This window comes from Paenibacillus sp. sgz302164 (genome assembly GCF_056120505.1).
Genome location: NZ_JBVYOL010000009.1, coordinates 69,252 through 85,985, shown reverse-complemented (window position 1 = coordinate 85,985; position 16,734 = coordinate 69,252). Strand labels below are relative to the sequence as shown.

Here is a 16,734-nt window from a genome sequence, read left to right as displayed (position 1 = left end):
AAACCATTCATACTTCCTCGACCACATGCTTCTGCAATAGCGCAAATACAGCAAGCGCCGCCGCGTTGATGATGACGAGAACGAGCAGCATAGGAAGGATAGCGCCAAAGTCCGGCCATTGGCCGTACAAAAAGATCTCCCGATAAGCCTCGATAATCGTTGTCATCGGGTTATATTCGAACAGCCATCTATATGAACTCGGGATAAGCGATATAGGGAATAATACCGGTGTCAAATAGAAGCCAACCATCATCAGGACATTCAGGATATGCTCCAGGTCCCGAAGATAAACCGTAGCCAGGGCAGCAAGCATCACGGTGGGCAATATAAGCAGCGTCTGCGCGAGCAATACGATCGGGAAACCCGACAAGGTCACCGTAAGCGGAATCCCGCTAAGCCAGAGCGCCGGAATTAAAATGACTAACGTAAGCAAGTAGTTGATCAGATTGCTTCCAATGACCGACAGCGGAATAACCTCTCGCGGGAAATAAACCTTCTTCATCAACTCCGCATGATTGATCATGCTTCTGGCACCGCCAGTAATCGACTGGGAGAAAAAATTCCAGGGCAGCAGCGCCACAAGGATGAACAATGGAAAATGCGGAATGTCCGCCTTCATGATGAACGAGAACACTGCCGTGTATATGCCGAGCATAAGAAGCGGGTTCATAAACGTCCACAGAAACCCGAGCGCCGAGCCCTTGTAGCGCGTCCGTAAATCCTTCAAAACCATATTTCGGAGCATCTCCCGATATTGGTAGATCTCCTTCAGCGGATGAATCGAATCCCACTCGTTGCGAAACCGTACGGCCAGCTTAAAGCTTGCCTTCAACGCAAACAGACCCCCGCGCCAAACGCGGTCGATAAGGAGAGACGCAAGCACGATGAGGACGACGACAATTGGCATATACTCCAAAGGGCTGCTATGGATAATGTCCCACGGACGACGCTCGTAAAGCCACTCCATAATGAACACATGGCTCAAATAAACATGGAACACGGAGGAGCCTAACACGGATAGAAGCCGCGGGCTTCTCGCATCGGCAGCTGTTGTGCGAAGCACAACAACGAAGACCGCCGCAGCGGTAAATAGGACGGGAATTGAAGTATCCTCATAAAAGTACATTTTCACTGAAGGATGTGCAGTCAATAGCCAATTCGTTCCAACCACGATCGCTATATACGATAGGATCCCTGCCCCGTATAGAAGCCAGCTGACTCCCTTATTCAACGCTGCCGTCGACAATACGTAACCGATCAGGAAATACCCGATATAGCCTGGCAAGTTAGGTAAATCAATGACGAAGCCCCAGCTATTCCAATTCCAGTGTGCCAGCGGAAATAAATTGGAGAAGACCAGCCCCGCCGCCCCGATGCAGAATACAGCACTCAAGGAGGCGCGTCTCACCAGCACCCGAAGAAGGGGCGCAATCAAATACAGAATACCAATTATATAAACGTACCCGAGATGGTAATGAAGCGTTCCTTTCATGAACCCTTCGGCAAATCGTCCCCAATCGAATGAATCCGGCTCCTTGCGAATATCCCACACATAATAAATCATGCTCCATAGGACGAAAAGTGGCGCAATGCTCCTGAACCCTTTTAAATAGAATGTCAACGCCGATTCACTTCGACCCGGAGTAAGCAGAAGCATCCCATTGATCATGATGAATACGGGGACGCTCCATCGGAAGGCGGCGTTTATGACATGGGCCATCCACCAGAAGCGAATGTCGCCAACCTCGCTCCTAATGTCGATGACTGAAGCGGTTAAGTGGATGAGCACCACGCCGATCATCGCCGCGACCCCAAGAACGTCCGCATAGATCCATCTTGCTCTTGTCATATCATTTTTCCCCTAATATAAAATATCCGCTTCGCTTGCGAGTTAACGGTTCATTAGACGTTTCAACAGCTTCTTCCCTTGCCTGATCACGTTGCCGGCAATCTGCTCCACGCTGATGTATCTTTTGAAGTATTCATTGCTGAGCGCAAAGGGGTTGTCCACCCGGTAGGGGATTTCCGGCGTATCCCGATAGATGAAGCGGGCATCGCGTTCGATCCGCTCGTCGCTTGTATAATAATCGTACGACCACTTGGCGCGGCCCAGATGTGCCTGATCGGCCTGCTCCAGCTCCCGAACGTACTCGTCGCGCAACGCGTATACCACATTGCTGCGATCGGGTACATACTTGTTAATCATCCCTTCGTTTGCGCCTGAATCGAAACCGGAATAGTGGAAAAAACGCAAAGGCTGGCCGTTTACCCAAGGGCCATCGTCCGCTGTTAGCTTGCGTTTGGATAGATTCCACGGGGCGACGTTGTAACCAGGGTGCTTCAGAATATGGACATCGAAGTAGCAGGGCGCCAGATCGATCCACTTCTGATCGGTGAAGATGCCTCTCGGGATATCGTCATAACAGAACATCGCCAGCCGGCTTGCCCACCAATCGGCGAAGCGCATAGCCTCTTCGGATCTGGAGAGCGCAAGGAAGCCAAGATTGAATACGCCATGCTGCAGAGCGCTTAATTCATTGTCCATCACCGCATCCATGATGTCCTCAGGATGGCAAAGATGCGGCGTCAGTACGATCGGATGGTGGTTCATTGCCTCCACCAACTCTGTCAGTTCACCATAGACCTTAATATCCGGATCCAGATAGACGAAGTGGTCTTCTGCAGCATAGTCCCGGAACAGATATCGGAAGAGCTGTCCCTTGACCGCCGTTGAGGCTTCAACGATTGAATGCTTAAAGATAAACTTGTCGAATTGCTCGAAACCGAGGTCCTTCGCAAGAACAACATCATCGAAATGCTCACAGCTTCGCGCTGCAGGATGGATATCCCGTTCCAGCAAGCATACGATGAATTGCGCATTCGGATTGGTTTCCTTCAGTGACTTCGCCAGCACCATCGCTTTCGGCAAGTAATTGGCGCAAATGGATGTAGTAACGATCATGGACGAGCCTCTCTTTCACCAGCAGGCAGATGGTTGCATTCCAACATGTAACGCGCTCGATCCCCAGACACATAGGCTCTTACGTGCTCGGAATCGAACAAAAATGCTTTAAGCTCATGCTCGCCGCTCAACACCTTGCCGAGCTCCGGATGTGCATCAATAGTCGCAGCGATATTGCCGCTCAGAGGCGAGGTAAGGACAGGAACGCCTGCCGCAATTGACTCTTGGAGCGTGTAGGAGTAACTCTCAGGAACAATCGACCATAGCAGTACGAGGTCGATGTCCTCCGCAATCAGCAGATTGGATGCTCCCATTCTCCCTTCTCGAAGGAAAGAATAGCGATGTGCCGCCACTTGATCCGCATACCTCTCTTGAGAGCCTATATGATGAAATTCATAAAGGCGGCCGAGTGCTTCATCTTTATACAGGCGCTCCCATATCTGCCATCCTTTATTGTCCATTTTATACCCTAGGTAAGCGAGTCTGATTCTCCGATGTTCAGGCTTCGCCTTGTAGACGATCATTTGCTTGTCGAAGATCAGATGTCCCCTGACCAGCATTTTATCTGCAAAATCCGGATAGACGGCAGTCGCTGCCTCCTTGGTAAAATTGGAAGGAACTACAATTCGATCGACTTGAAGAAGCACGGGCCGAAGGGCTTTACGCCACTCTTCAAGCATTATGCCGTGCGTACAGCTCTGACAGATGGCAGCGTCTGCCCCCGAGGCGGCCACGACATCGGCAATGCAGGAATGTTTTCCTTTCACTTCCTTGATGCTCTGGCTAATCCTGGGCTGGTAAATCATGTGATAGCTGGAACAGACCGCGAAGAAATCATGCATGAAAAACGTATGGGGAAGAAGTCCCGTCTCTTCCACGTTCCTCAGCAGCGTCGTATAATCACGGATCTGCCAGTTCAACAGATGATGGGTATAAATTTCGCTAAGACGCTTATGAATACGGGAGAGCCAGTCCGTAATCTCTTTAACCGAATAGAAACCTCTGAATTGATCGCTCACGATCACTCCATAGTATGTATCTTCCTTTGTATTCAACAAGGAATAGCTTTGGCCTGGATAGATCTGAATGATTCCTACGTTATTTTGAGCCAGGTATGAGGCTTGCTCATTAATGTATTTCTCGGTACCGCCCATAGATTCCAAATAGTTCGTGTGGGAGAAGATCAGCGCATATTGCTTATAAGGGAGCCTACCGGCCAAGCCGGTGCGACGAGAATATCGGTTCTTTCGAATCGTATATCCCTTCAGCAAACCCTTGGCCCATCCTTTGAGCAGCTTTTTGGCTCTGCGCTCAATCTCTCTCGCAATTCGGAGCGGCAAAGTTACCTTCCAGGACAACGATCCCGAATATAAGGCCACTTCCCTCCGGTATTTATCAATCTCCAAATTCTTCTGCCGAATGAATAAGGCTTGATCGTTCTTCGCCTGCTGATCTCTTCTCTCGATCTCGGCGTTTAGACGGATCGCTTCGGCTCGCTCCTCTTGCAGCTCCCGGCTTAGAGCGGCGAGCTTCTCCTCGCGCCTCCTGCTTTCCTCGCATAGAAGCTCCAGCGTATCAATCTGCTGCTCGATCTGCGCTGCGGCCAATTCGAGCGTTTTCTCCTTCTCGGCATTCGCGGTCAGCAGCCGTTCAATTCGAAGGCTGGCATCACGAAGCGCGGCGGACAGCGCAACTTCCGCAGGTTGCTGAAGCTGGAGCTCCTGAACGACCTCAGCTTCTATTCCGAACGAACAGCTTAGCTCCAGGCGCAAGGATATTGTCCCGCCATATGGAGGCAAATCCCGAATCAGCAGCTGCGGATTGTTGCCCGTAACGATACCGGAGACGCAATTCTCTCCTTCATTGGCCCGTGTGAAGGCAAGAAAGTGTACGTACTCTTTGGCATGATTGCGAAGAAGATCAGCCTCTTGTCCTTCGTGGATAAGGGAAATCTCGAATAACTTGACATATGCAGGCTCTGCAAAAAAGTCGATCCGCAATACCGACCCCAGCGATTCACGAAACTCGACAGTATGAAAACTTTTCCGCCCTGTCGCGTTAACCGAAATGTAGGTCGATTTATCTTCCTTGAACTGCCCGTCGGCACCAGCCCAATAGATCCGGACTCGATAGGATTTTTCGTGGCTCAAGAGCCGACCGGTTTGTACCAGCTGGTCGTAAGCATTTCGTACACTTTCGCGCAGTTCATCTTTATGCAGCTCATGAGGATCTCTCTCGACGATCAATCCCGTTTGATACGTTTGTCGTACCATAACTGGGATGGATCGATCCTCCCATACATCCTGTATGGAATAGCTGCTATGACGCAAGGCTGGCTTCGACAACCCGCTGACTCTCGCTTGGTCCATAGCGGTGTAGGGAACGTTTAGAAAATCGCTGATTCTCCGGCAGGTCTCGACAGGCTGTTCGATCAATTTGTCGTAGTCAATTACGACTCGCCGCTCATGGCTCGTGTAATAGAGGCAGGAGAGGACGTACACATTCCATATTGCGAAAGACTTGTCATGAAGGAATTGATCTCTCTTATACAGAGAAGCGGCTACGTTCAACGGGTTGCGCAGGCTAAGAATATAGCGAGTGTCTATATTCAGTTCTTCGAACACGGATTGCCACAATGGGAGCAGCAAGGACGTTCGAGGGTCCTTGAATCCCCACAACGGAGAATGAGTGAAGTCTCTGGAGACAATATGAATCAATCTCTCCCGACTTGCCCTCCCCGCTTCAGTCAACCACCAATTTTCAGGCAACGGCCTCGTGGTGTCCCATGATGAAGAGAAATGGTTCAGCAGCTCATCATGAACAGCTACGATCTCGGCGTGTTCCCAGAAGCCTTCGGGATTGTCCTCCCTGGGAGAAACCATCTGATGTTCATCTCCCAAATAAACGCCCAGTGATCTGATAGTGTGAGCCAACAACGATGTTCCGCTTCGATGCATTCCTATGACGATTACTGCCACTGGTCTAGCTGACATTGCTGCACCTCTTCTAGATGTATACCTGATTATGAACCATGCATGGCGATACGCACCCAAACCGCAACCATACCACGTGAATGTATCGAAAACCAATGTTCAATTATAATCAAGAATTAGCCAAATTGCTTACAATTATTAATATCTTGTTTCGACATTATTCCTTAATCTCCTCTAACCCGTGACTTATTCATGTCGAAAAATAGGATAATTACGTGACTTTTGTCGTAAGAAATGGAGACCAATTGTAACCTTGATTGGCTTGAGGAATGGTTCATGGGTAAAGCTGCACGTGTTGCATTTACCATTGGGATCAAATTCCCATCCCCTTTACCGATAATGATTCCCGCCACACGTGAAGAAATGGCTATCATGTTGTCCCGTATCGTGAACCTTAACGGCGAGGCGAAAGACATAACGAAATGCAATTTCAGTGATCTGAATGGTGCTTACGCAACCAACAAGATCAAAGCTGGAGAAGCTCTGCTTCGCCATTTCACAATATCACTGCTAGATTAAACAAACCCTTAAACAATCGTTCATGGACTGTGTAAATGCAAAAAGAGGTATCCCTCGGTCATCTTTGATGACTTTGGGGATACTCTCTTCTTGGTGTAAGACGTATCAATTCATAGGCGTATTCGCATTGTTTCATATTTGCAGAATCACGCTTGGCTAGTTAAGTGAACTCGCAACGGCTCTCTTCGGCCACACCAATGACCAGTTCCTAATTTTTGAGTAGCAGCTGCTATTCATAGAGCTCTAAACCGGCAACTTTCTAGTCACCGTAAAAATTCGCCCTATTTATGATACGGCTCAGCTTAACGGGTCTATCGGCGAAAAATGCAAAAGTGAGCTGTCGTAACAGCTCACTTCGGGTTAGGAATAAGGTTGAGCAGCAAGAGCTTTTTCTGACCCTGCACATCTGGTTGAGCTGAGATCTTGAACACTAAAAACGATAGCACGAGTTAGAAACCCATGAGTACAGCACTTAAAACATGAAGATAGTGAAATATTTGGCCCATGATGAAGCTCCTTCATCTGATATTTGATGTACGTACGGCTAGAAATATTTTTATCATCACTAGCTTGCAGACTAAATCAAATGATTCATACTGACGACCACAGACAACAGGCAAAGTACGATAGCCGGTATTGCCTTTGGAAAAGGATCCTTAGCAATAACGAGAAGAATAAAGGTTGCGACAAACATTGTAGCCGCTAGTAAAAATCCTGCAATAACAGCCGCTATTGGAAACCAAATGCCTACAAATAAACCGATTGCGGACGTGATCTCAATAAACCCTGTTAAAAAATTAAAGATGGGAGGCATGCCGAAACGGTTGAACTCATCTGCCATTTTACCGGAAATAATTTTACTCCCAGTAAACATAAAAAATAAGCCGACAATAACTTGCAAAATGATAATAACCAAGATAATTCCTCATTTCTCGTAGTATTTTACATGCTATAGCATACATCTCACAATTCCTTAACACTCGCATACAGTTTTTCAAGTATAGTTTTCAATTCCTGAATTTCATCGTCACTTAAGTACCTTGTCACGTGCTTGTGTGCTTCGATGACAATCGGCAGGAGTTCTGATTTAAGTTTTATTCCTTTATTGCTCAGGTATAAGTTATGAGATCGTTTATCTGTATCATTTACAATCCGTTTGACGATCCCCTTCTTCTCGAGCGAGTGGATCATTCGAACAACCGTGCTCTGATCTCGGTCGATTGCTTCTGCAAGCTCTTTTTGAGTTGTTGGTCTATCTCCATCTAGAACACTGATAATACCCCATTGCTCTGGCGTCATCTCATAGGGCTTTAATTGCTTTGTAAAGTAATTGGTCATTTTAACATCCGTACGATGAATCAAAAACCCCGTTATATTGTACAATTCCATAATTTTCACCCATTTATAAAAGTATATGCCATAGCATATAAATTATCTGATATTACTCAATAAGTCAAGTTGGTCCATTTGACCATTCCTAAATTTTAGAAAGGAGCAACTGCCGCGGCATTCGCTCCTAACTTACAAAAGCACTTTATCTGATGCCTTACAAAGCATTTAAGCTTGAGAGCCGTTTGCGGGTAGGTCACTTACATCCCTATTCTTTTGAGCTACAACGTACAATTCGCCTAAAATGTGCTCGATATGATATGAATCTTCACGAAGCTCTGAAGCGATAAATTTTTCAACCTCACTGGACTCGACTCCGTATATCACTTCAATTTCCTTAGAAAACAAAAGATGGCTTTCCTCCATCAATTTCGCGAGAGGTCGTACCTTTGTAGGTTTAACTCGATGATTTATGATTTGTTCAAGCGCGTCCACGTAGGTATCCAATGTCCGCGCTCCGACAATCTTGATCCCTTTACCTTCTTCATCGACCATAATGATGGTTGGGAATCCTCTTACACCGAGTCTAGCTACTAAATCAAAGTCTTGTTCTAGCAAATCTTGTGCCTCTTCGAGTTCCGATTCTACAAAAACCTGTTTTCCATCTAGCCCAATTTGGTTGACGATTTCAATGAGTACCTGCTCTTCAGCAATATTCTGATTAAAAGCAAAAACAGCCTCTCTTGCTTTCCGCAAAAATCCATTCTCTTTCCCTTTATGCTTGTTCTGAATGGCTTTATATACTCTGGATGGCGGATAAGAAGAGCTTATTGGATTCGTACGCCACAATGTTCCGTCGATTGGCATACGTGAGTGTTGGCCCACTTCCTTCCAATGGTGTTCAACATCAGAAGGTTTTTGAATCCCGTTTGAAGAATCCCCGAACCCATGCCAGCTAGCCAATAATCCCCCCATAATAATACTTACATTGAAATACTGGCCATACTGCTGAGTGAATCGATTTAATACGGGTTCGAGTGCCCAACAATGAGAACAGATCGGATCTGTTACGTAATACAACGTTATTTTTTTAATTTGCTGATCCAGATCGAATTTTTGGATTGGATCTTCATCGACAACACCACAGACACCCGTTTCAAGATCACACATCATATTTTGATTGTTCATAATTTGCATCACTTTCAGAAGTTTATTTTTACCGATGGATGGCTTCACTTGCTTAACGGTTTGATCTATCCATCGGACTCAAGACAGACTACATGTTATCGCAATGTTTTAAGCGCACTGGACCAGGAAACAACTTGATCTAACATAGTTTCAATTGTGCCCTTGTGATGTGGGCCAGGTTTAAAGGTTCTCATTTCTTCAAAATCAGTGAACAGGTTAAGAGCAGGTTGCGTAGCTACTGTTGCGACTTGTGGTACAGACAAGATCAGGCGAAGCTGCTGAGCTGCGGTGGTTCCTCCAGCTGAACCGTAGCTGACAATACCGGCAGCTTTATTGCGAAACTCCTGACTCAGATAATCGATTGCATTCTTCAAGGCAGAAGTGATGCCACGATTGTATTCTGGAGTAACGAAGATCTTTGATCAGCAATTGTCTTGACCCACTCAGCAACTTGCAAACTTACTCTACCTTGCCTTGTACTTCCTGTAATAATTCCAATTTTCGTCACGTCCAACAACTCCCCTAAAAAAATTTTTTATAAGAGACATTTGTTAATGTCCTGTACATGGTATTATTATAATACTTAGATAAATTTGAACAAGTACGATCATTTTTCTTACTAAGTATCAAAAAAATACTATTAGGAGAATCATCATGAAATACGATTTTAAACTTGATCAGCTGTGCCCAGCTACCTTCGCCTTTTCGGTGATCGGAGGAAAATGGAATTTACCGATATTGGCGATTTTGAGCGAAAATGACTGCATCAGATACAACGAATTAAAAAGACGTCTTCATGGTATCACAGGAACGACGTTAACCAACTGTCTAAAAGATCTCTGTGATTACGGGATCATTCATAGGGAACAATACAACGAGGTTCCTCCCCGTGTCGAATACTCACTCACTACTTCTGGGAAAGAGCTAGTACCTTTAATTGAATCTGTTGTTGCCTGGGGACAGAAGAATATTATAGTTACGGAGTAGGATACCGATTTCGTTTACGAATAGCTGACCGCAATTTGTATTGCGCGTGGGAACAGCTATTCATCACATATGTTCCCAATATCGAAGACAAACCGTTTTTCTTCAGACGGTCCTACCACAAGTTTTTCGCTGGGAGCGCAAGCAGAACTGATCAAAAAAGGGTCCCTTGCTAACGTTGTATCCGTGCTTGAAAAAATAGCCCCCACCTAGCAGTCAGATGGGAGCGAGTGTATGATGGATGGAGGTTACGTGAGATGGCAAGAGTCTGGTAGTGACGATGACAACGGCCTATTAGGCTCCAATGCTTGCGTCACCTTCAGATCTGCAAGCTGATTACGCTGTAAATAGTCGCGCTTGCCGCTGCTCCCCGTGGGGGATTCGCAAACCACCAATTTTTGCGCCCGATTGCAAATAGCCTGATCGACTGTTCACTACGATTGTTATCGATCTCTAGCCGCCCGTCCTTCAGGAACGCGGTCAGCGTATCCTTGCATAGTAAGCGTCCAGCACCGGCTGGTTAACGTCTGAAACCTTGAAGTTATGTTGTTAAAGTACGGTAATTTTCAATGATCCCCTTCGCTTCAAGTACCTTCCCTGAATTCTCATCAGAAGGCTTATACCCTTTTTTCAATAAGTCAGTGATATACAGTTTGTTATAAATAAAGCAAAAGACCAAACTGGAAACACCAAAAGTGCAACATGCTACAATGAATTGAATAATCGCCCATTTCCAGTCACCTCTAAAAATTGCCGGAAAAAACGAAAAAAAGAATGTAGTCCATGAAAATCCGACTTTACATTCTTTCACATTACCGTCCTGATTGCGTAAATTAATCATCATACCTATAACGCACCCTCTCTAAGTCACATTTAAGATTCATGCATCATCATAAATCCATTGTCCACTTGTTTCTATACCTACAAAGGGGTATTTTTTGTTAATCTTCTCTTCCCGTGAGATGAAGCAAGCCATCGGCGGATTCAGCTGTCATTTCTGGACTAAGTCTATGCCAAAGCTGAAAATTGACCCACAAAGATGACGACTTTATTGGAACTGTGCAGGTACTGCAGAACTTAATTTCTTTGTTAAATGTTGCGGAGAGTAAAAGACGGTCCTACCACAAGTTTTTCGCTGGGAGCGCAAGCAGAACTGATCAAAAAAGGGTCAGCTCAACGGGTCTATCGGCGAAAAATCCGCCGCGGCTTGGTTTTTATATGATACCGATATCCTCTTCGAATAACCTTCAAGAATCTTCTTATGTGTGTTTAGAATTTATCCTCATTTTCCATCACTACTGACAGTCTTCGATTTAAGCTACTCCATCTATCAATCCTTGCCTGTACATAATTTCAATGACTAGTGCCAATTGAGCTTGTTCTTTCTCTTCATAAGAAAATAGTATTGGGTGTTGGTCTATTGGAACATACTTAAAAATCTCTTTCAATAAGGATTGAAGTTCTTTAGATAATTCTTGATATCCCTCATCTTGCTTCAGAACGTTATTCCCAATTTCTTCTGTTCTCATAGCAATAAAATCACGCAAATAAGTTCTAAGACTCTTTATCAACTCAACACTTCCCTTCAAAAGTGACATCAAAGTGAATGCTTGATATTAATCATTGTAAGGTGACGTCACTCAGATGTCAATGTGAGCGTATATCCATCCCATTCATATTGGTATAATATTGACATCACTTTGAAGGGGTATTGGTTTCTATGGCCACAAATAAACGGGTCTTTACCTTGCGATTAGAAGAAGAAAATTTTGAGAAAATCAAAATTATTGCGGATAAAAACAAACGTTCCATTGCCATGCAAATTGAATATCTCATCGAGCAACACATCGATGAATTTGAACGTGAGAATGGGATTATTCAAATTGAAAAGTAATATCAACCTCATTGAATCCTAAACTATAGTTTTTACATCGGTTCGACGAACTTCGGAAACACTTGCACCCAAGCTCCACGCTAGAACAGCTAGATTATAACCCCCAATATAAAAAAGGACACCCTGTTTTCTTATGGGTGCCTTCGAGCAATAGTATTTTCTTACCTTCTGGACATAAAAGACCGATATTCAAGCCGATACGACGAGAGCATCCAGCCTTACGTTCAAGTTGTGACCCCACATAGCATTTGCAAGCGTCTCCGACACTACCGGGTCAATCAGAACAACGTTCTTAAGAAAGAAGAAATTGGCTTCCGCAGCGCACCTCTCATCAATGACTACGGATTGAACTCCTTTGACCATAAAGCTGTCGGGGCTCACACCTCGATCTAGCCGCTGCAGAACCAATGCCTTGCCGGCGTATTCCGAAAGCTGATAGTCAAAGCAGGGCAGGCGTCGTTCCGCATGCACGAGACAGTACGTTTTCTCAGTATTTCTGCCGCTAAAGTAGCGTGTATCTGCCGGAATCGTCTGCAAATCACTCTGATAAAGCTTCAGCAATGTTGCCAATTCTTCCGATGCAAAAAAGGCTCCAGAGGTCGTTAAGAAGAAGTCCGCCTCCAACTTCCGAACTGCTTTATCCATCGTCACCGAAACGACTCGGCCTTCCACATTGAAAGGTGTTCCTACTTGGTAGTAAGTCTCCATCGAAGGAGTAAATACCACGTCGCCATCGACATAGCCGCTGTCTGGATATTCATGGCGAAGCAGAAGATATTTCATCACTTTGATCTCCCCTCTGTACCGGCATAAACTCCGGTCCCGCTTCCGATAAGTAAAGACAAGACAATCCTGTGATCGAGACAACTAACTTCTTGTTTAGCACTAGGCGTCCTCCTTTTAAAAAGTTTAGAATTAGAAAAAGAAATTCAAATTATTCCTTAATAGATTATTAAGTTAAATTGAATAGGTAGCAATAAGTCCATATGTCCATTTTAGGCTTATCGACTCCAATCTGAAATGAGATCGACGTACCTGACATCGAGCACTCTCTCTAAAACCGTTGCCGTCACTTATGATACGTTTCACCGCGCTGTCTGTAACGGCAAGTTACTTTTGAGCATCAAGAATAAACATCGATGCGTCTTGTCCCATGAATATTTTACTTCCGTAATAAAAAGTTTTGGATTGAATATTCTTATACCCAATTTTCGTCATCATGTCGGATAGCTCATCTTGATGAAATCCGTTATGAACGATATCTGACACGATATTTTCATTTTTATTAAAATCTACGATGAGCAAATGTCCTCCTTCATTGAGAACATCAAATAATCTTGATAAAACGAATTCATAATCATCAATATGAAGTAGAACCTGAGCCATAAAAATATAGTTGACACGTAAATCCGATAAGCCTTCCTTTTCAAAATCAAAGCATAATGTATTTGCATTCCGAATATTGAAATCCGAAATTTTTTGCTTGATTTGATTAATCATGTTTGGTGATGTATCCAGAAAAAGCATGGAATGAAAGTCGTTTAACAAGTTCATGCCGACAAGACCGGTTCCGCACCCAAAATCGATAGCATTCTTACTTTTAGCGTCAACTAAATATTCACGAATGGCATCTGATGATACCTTGGCGATTTGGATTCTTTCAGGAGTGTCGTAAATATTAGCGATCATTTCAAACTTATCCGTATTTCCCATGTTCACCTCTCCAATCTGTCTTAATAAAAAGGTTGAGCACAATAAGACTTGCCGTTACTTATGATACGGTTCAGTTTAACGTGTCTATCGGCGACAAATCCGCCGCGGCGCATAATTGCCAACCTTTTAATACCCTATCCAAGGGCTAAACTTTTTCCATATCGAATACGTTATTTATCATTTGCAACACCATAGCCCGATACGCTTTAACAAGCAACAAGACTGGTCTACAAAAAAAACGTAAGGGTACAAATCCCGCTCCGATCATTGCAGATGGGTAGCATAAAGCAATTATTCCCCAAGAACTTCGGGTCAAGGTACAAGCTCGATACGAGACTGTTTCTAAGGTGCCTAACAGAGTCTTTCAAGGCAGCTTCCCCCAATTGTATCATTACATTTAAATAGCCAATCAAATCCACCCTCTTGTAGAACGGATTTGATTGGCTATTTTTTATTAGCTTCACCCTAGGTAAACCGTGCACCAAGGGCATCGGCGCTCGTGTTTAGAATCCGATACCGCGAGGCTCATTGTCAAGTCGAATACGTTGTTTACATGTCTTCGCTGTACAACCCCTTGTCAATCAAGAGGTTTCTAAATACAAGTTTAGATAATTAACGAATGTTGGCGGGGCCCAATTAAGGGTACAAAGTGGTTATTTTAAATTCTTTACTTCATCTAGAACTTGCTTCTTAATATTATTCTTTGCTTGATTTCTTTTAGTATCTTTAGCATCAGTAATATCATCATTTTTGTCCGTATTATCAATGTTATGCTTTCCTAAGTTATTGTTTAAAATTGTGTATTGTCCTTGGCTATTTTTTTTCAAGAATAACAAATACTTTGAACCATCTTTCACTTCTTGATATCCATCTAGTGTAACCTTTTGTTTTCCAAGAGCGGTTTGGTAGTAACCATACGGCTCGAGAACTGAGATTGTAGAACCAGTTGTGAGTGATCCTGATAAAACTTTTTCAATATTAAAATCTGTTATTGTGTAAGTATACTCCAATTCACCATCGGAGAATTTTTTCACGACATTCCTATCAGGTGTTCCTTTTACGATCGCCTTAGCTATTACCACAGCATCTGAATCTTTTTGGAGTTCCTGAGAAGTATTGTATTCTTTAATATAGCTAGCATCCATTGAAACAGTTCCGATTACTGAATTATATTTTACATACCATGTGGCGGAAACTGCCACAATAACTGCAAGGCAACTTGTAAGAACAAGGCTTTTTTTATTGAAAAAATTTATTTTCATAAGTCTCATCTCTCCTTAAATTATTTAATTTCCCCACTTTGCTCGGATACTAGACACATCATATGAAGTTGGGCTATAAATGTTGCTGCCACTACCTATCTCTAAAGTGCTACTCATAACAGAGTTAGTTGTGTCACTATCGGAATGACCCTGTGCAAGTGCATGACCAAATTCGTGGCAAGCTACGGCAACTACCTCATTATACGTTAAATTATGGCTAGTAATGTTATCTTGAGCAAGGGTGACTGTTGAATAAATCCAGCTTTCATTCTCAGTTGCTAATGCAATACCGGCCCAAATGCTTTTGTAATGTCGTGCATAACCACCGACGTTTGGGTCGGCCGGGTATTGTCCAACGTAGGCCTTATCTGGATTTCCAGAAGTATTATTTACATAAGTTATTTTCACTTTCGAACTTGTTGAACTCCATTGATTCTTTCCAGAATCTAAATGTGTCTGGTAGCCATACGAAGATACTGATGAATCATAGTAAACATTAAAAGTTCCGCTGGACCTACCACCTGTATAAGACTTCCCGAATGCTGTTGCCGGAAGTGTAAAGGCCAGGGTTAATCCTAATAAAGTCGTAATAGTAGCAATATACTTCCCTTTTTTTACTTTCATAATATACTCCTCCATATATAATTTTTTCAACACATGGATTATTCTACCATGCCATAAAGTCTATGTACATACAAAATTAGGTAGGGCTTTTCAAGTTCCAAGAGATACCGAAGTTGGTGCAAATGTATCGTTTTTAGAAGACAATGGAGTAGTATTGGGGCTTGTGGTATTCAGTGGTAAATTTTCAAGGGGGACACACTAGTGATGGTAATTTTGCGAAATATTCTTCAGTAAAACTTAATGTTGGATATTTTAATGGCAGTATATTGAATTGATCTGCTAATTTCAAACAGCCCTCACCTTTTTATTAAGATGAGGGCCTGTATTTGTTACGCGGATTTACAACGTTAAGGGAAAATGGATATAAAAACAGCCGATTTTCACCACACTAATGGTGTGTAATCTAGAGTTAATGAAATCGTGTCAAATTATGTTGTGAATTTTTGGAAAAAAATTATTTACATTTTTATCCTACTATGGTTCAATGTACTTGTTAAGTATTTTATTATAAGGATGGGTTGTGGTAAATTGAGTAATTAAATACATTAAGACCAGAGTAACCAGCCACATATTCTCTACCTGTGACTGGAGAATTAAATATAGATAAGACTTTCATTTTCTAGTCTCACCTATAACATTAAATATCTAATGATAATTAGTGAATTTTGGGAGGGTTTGTATGAAAAAGATTCTTATTTGTTTATTTGTTTTATTGCTTGCTCTACCAGTATCAAGTGCCTTTGCTAAAATATACGTCTATGACGTAACTGCAGATAGTTTGAGTGTACGTACTGGCCCTAGTCCATACTATACCAAAATAGCATCCATTTATAAGGGGGCAGATGTAGTCGAGACTTGCCAGTACAGTTCCAATGGTAGTTGTAAAGTAGATACTACTTATAATGGTGTTTCATTTAGAATGGAAAAAGTGTATTATCCAGATTCAAGTGTAGGGTCATATTCTAGTCTTGTGACTGGTTGGATAGTTAGAAAAGAAGGTAGTGTTGAGTACTTAAGAGTAATCAATGTTGCTAAAGTAAGCAAAACTGGTGGAACACCAAGCGATTATGGTGGTTATAACCCTAGCCTTGTTGATCCTTCTTCAACAATAGTCCCAAATGGATCTGATGTCTATTCGATAAACCAGGATGTGATATTTGCAGAAGATACTAATCCTAATGCATGGGTAGTGCGTGGTTGGGGTTATTATGGTCTTCCTCAAGTACACATGAATGGTTGGCATTTGAATGCATATGCTTATTAATA

16 protein-coding genes and 2 pseudogenes are annotated in these 16,734 nt (G+C 43.2%); 4 read left to right on the top strand and 14 right to left on the bottom strand.

Annotated features, from left to right (window positions below; genetic code table 11):
* Window positions 1-7: 7 nt before the first annotated feature.
* From AC0LWT_RS16510 to AC0LWT_RS16500, 3 genes are read right to left on the bottom strand one after another with little or no spacing between them, the layout of a single operon-like run.
* Window positions 8-1,849: an acyltransferase family protein gene (locus AC0LWT_RS16510; RefSeq protein WP_474682359.1), complete on the bottom strand. Its 1,842-nt coding sequence runs from the start codon at window positions 1,847-1,849 to the stop codon at window positions 8-10.
* Window positions 1,850-1,891: 42 nt separating this feature from the next.
* Entirely contained in the window at window positions 1,892-2,962 is a 1,071-nt protein-coding gene (locus AC0LWT_RS16505; protein WP_474682358.1) for a glycosyltransferase, read from the bottom strand.
* Window positions 2,959-5,955, bottom strand: coding sequence for a sulfotransferase (locus AC0LWT_RS16500; RefSeq protein ID WP_474682357.1), 2,997 nt, complete (start codon window positions 5,953-5,955; stop codon window positions 2,959-2,961). The genes AC0LWT_RS16505 and AC0LWT_RS16500 overlap by 4 nt, the downstream gene beginning before the upstream one ends.
* A gap of 276 nt (window positions 5,956-6,231) precedes the next feature.
* Between AC0LWT_RS16500 and AC0LWT_RS16495 the strand changes: the two genes are divergently transcribed.
* The gene (locus AC0LWT_RS16495) at window positions 6,232-6,474 is read left to right on the top strand and encodes a hypothetical protein (protein ID WP_474682356.1); all 243 of its coding nucleotides are present in this window, start codon (window positions 6,232-6,234) and stop codon (window positions 6,472-6,474) included.
* 577 nt (window positions 6,475-7,051) lie between these two features.
* Here AC0LWT_RS16495 and AC0LWT_RS16490 read toward each other — a convergent pair.
* The 4 genes and pseudogenes from AC0LWT_RS16490 to AC0LWT_RS16475 all read right to left on the bottom strand — a co-directional run bounded on the left by AC0LWT_RS16490 (window position 7,052) and on the right by AC0LWT_RS16475 (window position 9,499).
* A complete protein-coding gene (locus tag AC0LWT_RS16490; RefSeq protein ID WP_474682355.1) occupies window positions 7,052-7,390 on the bottom strand; it encodes a DoxX family protein in 339 nt (112 codons plus the stop codon).
* 47 nt (window positions 7,391-7,437) lie between these two features.
* Entirely contained in the window at window positions 7,438-7,863 is a 426-nt protein-coding gene (locus AC0LWT_RS16485; protein WP_474682354.1) for a MarR family winged helix-turn-helix transcriptional regulator, read from the bottom strand.
* A gap of 168 nt (window positions 7,864-8,031) precedes the next feature.
* Window positions 8,032-8,991, bottom strand: a complete 960-nt coding sequence (locus tag AC0LWT_RS16480) for a DsbA family oxidoreductase (protein WP_474682353.1) — start codon at window positions 8,989-8,991, stop codon at window positions 8,032-8,034.
* A gap of 95 nt (window positions 8,992-9,086) precedes the next feature.
* Window positions 9,087-9,499 (bottom strand): annotated as a pseudogene (locus tag AC0LWT_RS16475) (NADPH-dependent FMN reductase).
* Between the two features lie 146 nt (window positions 9,500-9,645).
* Between AC0LWT_RS16475 and AC0LWT_RS16470 the strand changes: the two are divergent.
* Entirely contained in the window at window positions 9,646-9,978 is a 333-nt protein-coding gene (locus tag AC0LWT_RS16470) for a winged helix-turn-helix transcriptional regulator (RefSeq protein WP_474682352.1), read from the top strand.
* Between the two features lie 331 nt (window positions 9,979-10,309).
* Here AC0LWT_RS16470 and AC0LWT_RS16465 read toward each other — a convergent pair.
* The 3 genes and pseudogenes from AC0LWT_RS16465 to AC0LWT_RS16455 form a co-directional block, all read right to left on the bottom strand.
* Window positions 10,310-10,465 (bottom strand): annotated as a pseudogene (locus AC0LWT_RS16465) (IS66 family transposase); the annotation flags it as partial.
* Between the two features lie 51 nt (window positions 10,466-10,516).
* On the bottom strand, window positions 10,517-10,819 hold the full coding sequence (locus AC0LWT_RS16460; RefSeq protein WP_474682351.1) for a hypothetical protein: 303 nt from the start codon (window positions 10,817-10,819) through the stop codon (window positions 10,517-10,519).
* 469 nt (window positions 10,820-11,288) lie between these two features.
* The gene (locus AC0LWT_RS16455) at window positions 11,289-11,546 is read right to left on the bottom strand and encodes a hypothetical protein (protein ID WP_474682350.1); all 258 of its coding nucleotides are present in this window, start codon (window positions 11,544-11,546) and stop codon (window positions 11,289-11,291) included.
* Between the two features lie 149 nt (window positions 11,547-11,695).
* On the opposite strand from AC0LWT_RS16455, the gene AC0LWT_RS16450 reads away from it, so the two are divergent.
* Window positions 11,696-11,869, top strand: a complete 174-nt coding sequence (locus AC0LWT_RS16450) for an Arc family DNA-binding protein (RefSeq protein WP_474682349.1) — start codon at window positions 11,696-11,698, stop codon at window positions 11,867-11,869.
* A 189-nt stretch (window positions 11,870-12,058) separates the two neighbouring features.
* On the opposite strand, the gene AC0LWT_RS16445 is transcribed toward AC0LWT_RS16450, so the two are convergent.
* The 4 genes from AC0LWT_RS16445 to AC0LWT_RS16430 all read right to left on the bottom strand — a co-directional run bounded on the left by AC0LWT_RS16445 (window position 12,059) and on the right by AC0LWT_RS16430 (window position 15,468).
* Entirely contained in the window at window positions 12,059-12,652 is a 594-nt protein-coding gene (locus AC0LWT_RS16445; protein ID WP_474682348.1) for an imm11 family protein, read from the bottom strand.
* A 327-nt stretch (window positions 12,653-12,979) separates the two neighbouring features.
* On the bottom strand, window positions 12,980-13,582 hold the full coding sequence (locus tag AC0LWT_RS16440; protein WP_474682347.1) for a class I SAM-dependent methyltransferase: 603 nt from the start codon (window positions 13,580-13,582) through the stop codon (window positions 12,980-12,982).
* 653 nt (window positions 13,583-14,235) lie between these two features.
* The gene (locus AC0LWT_RS16435; protein WP_474682346.1) at window positions 14,236-14,844 is read right to left on the bottom strand and encodes a hypothetical protein; all 609 of its coding nucleotides are present in this window, start codon (window positions 14,842-14,844) and stop codon (window positions 14,236-14,238) included.
* A gap of 24 nt (window positions 14,845-14,868) precedes the next feature.
* Window positions 14,869-15,468, bottom strand: coding sequence for a matrixin family metalloprotease (locus AC0LWT_RS16430; RefSeq protein WP_474682345.1), 600 nt, complete (start codon window positions 15,466-15,468; stop codon window positions 14,869-14,871).
* A gap of 679 nt (window positions 15,469-16,147) precedes the next feature.
* Here AC0LWT_RS16430 and AC0LWT_RS16425 point away from each other — a divergent pair.
* Complete coding sequence (locus AC0LWT_RS16425) at window positions 16,148-16,732, top strand: SH3 domain-containing protein (protein WP_474682344.1); 585 nt, start codon at window positions 16,148-16,150, stop codon at window positions 16,730-16,732.
* The last annotated feature ends 2 nt before the right edge of the window (window positions 16,733-16,734 follow it).

Coding starts and splice junctions, on each gene's coding strand:
- AC0LWT_RS16460 (WP_474682351.1), bottom strand. CDS start 10,819: ATGATGATTAATTTACGCAATCAGGACGGTAATGTGAAAGAATGTAAA.
- AC0LWT_RS16445 (WP_474682348.1), bottom strand. CDS start 12,652: ATGAAATATCTTCTGCTTCGCCATGAATATCCAGACAGCGGCTATGTC.
- AC0LWT_RS16450 (WP_474682349.1), top strand. CDS start 11,696: ATGGCCACAAATAAACGGGTCTTTACCTTGCGATTAGAAGAAGAAAAT.
- AC0LWT_RS16425 (WP_474682344.1), top strand. CDS start 16,148: ATGAAAAAGATTCTTATTTGTTTATTTGTTTTATTGCTTGCTCTACCA.
- AC0LWT_RS16430 (WP_474682345.1), bottom strand. CDS start 15,468: ATGAAAGTAAAAAAAGGGAAGTATATTGCTACTATTACGACTTTATTA.
- AC0LWT_RS16480 (WP_474682353.1), bottom strand. CDS start 8,991: ATGAACAATCAAAATATGATGTGTGATCTTGAAACGGGTGTCTGTGGT.
- AC0LWT_RS16510 (WP_474682359.1), bottom strand. CDS start 1,849: ATGACAAGAGCAAGATGGATCTATGCGGACGTTCTTGGGGTCGCGGCG.
- AC0LWT_RS16440 (WP_474682347.1), bottom strand. CDS start 13,582: ATGGGAAATACGGATAAGTTTGAAATGATCGCTAATATTTACGACACT.
- AC0LWT_RS16495 (WP_474682356.1), top strand. CDS start 6,232: ATGGGTAAAGCTGCACGTGTTGCATTTACCATTGGGATCAAATTCCCA.
- AC0LWT_RS16505 (WP_474682358.1), bottom strand. CDS start 2,962: ATGATCGTTACTACATCCATTTGCGCCAATTACTTGCCGAAAGCGATG.
- AC0LWT_RS16500 (WP_474682357.1), bottom strand. CDS start 5,955: ATGTCAGCTAGACCAGTGGCAGTAATCGTCATAGGAATGCATCGAAGC.
- AC0LWT_RS16470 (WP_474682352.1), top strand. CDS start 9,646: ATGAAATACGATTTTAAACTTGATCAGCTGTGCCCAGCTACCTTCGCC.
- AC0LWT_RS16435 (WP_474682346.1), bottom strand. CDS start 14,844: ATGAAAATAAATTTTTTCAATAAAAAAAGCCTTGTTCTTACAAGTTGC.
- AC0LWT_RS16485 (WP_474682354.1), bottom strand. CDS start 7,863: ATGGAATTGTACAATATAACGGGGTTTTTGATTCATCGTACGGATGTT.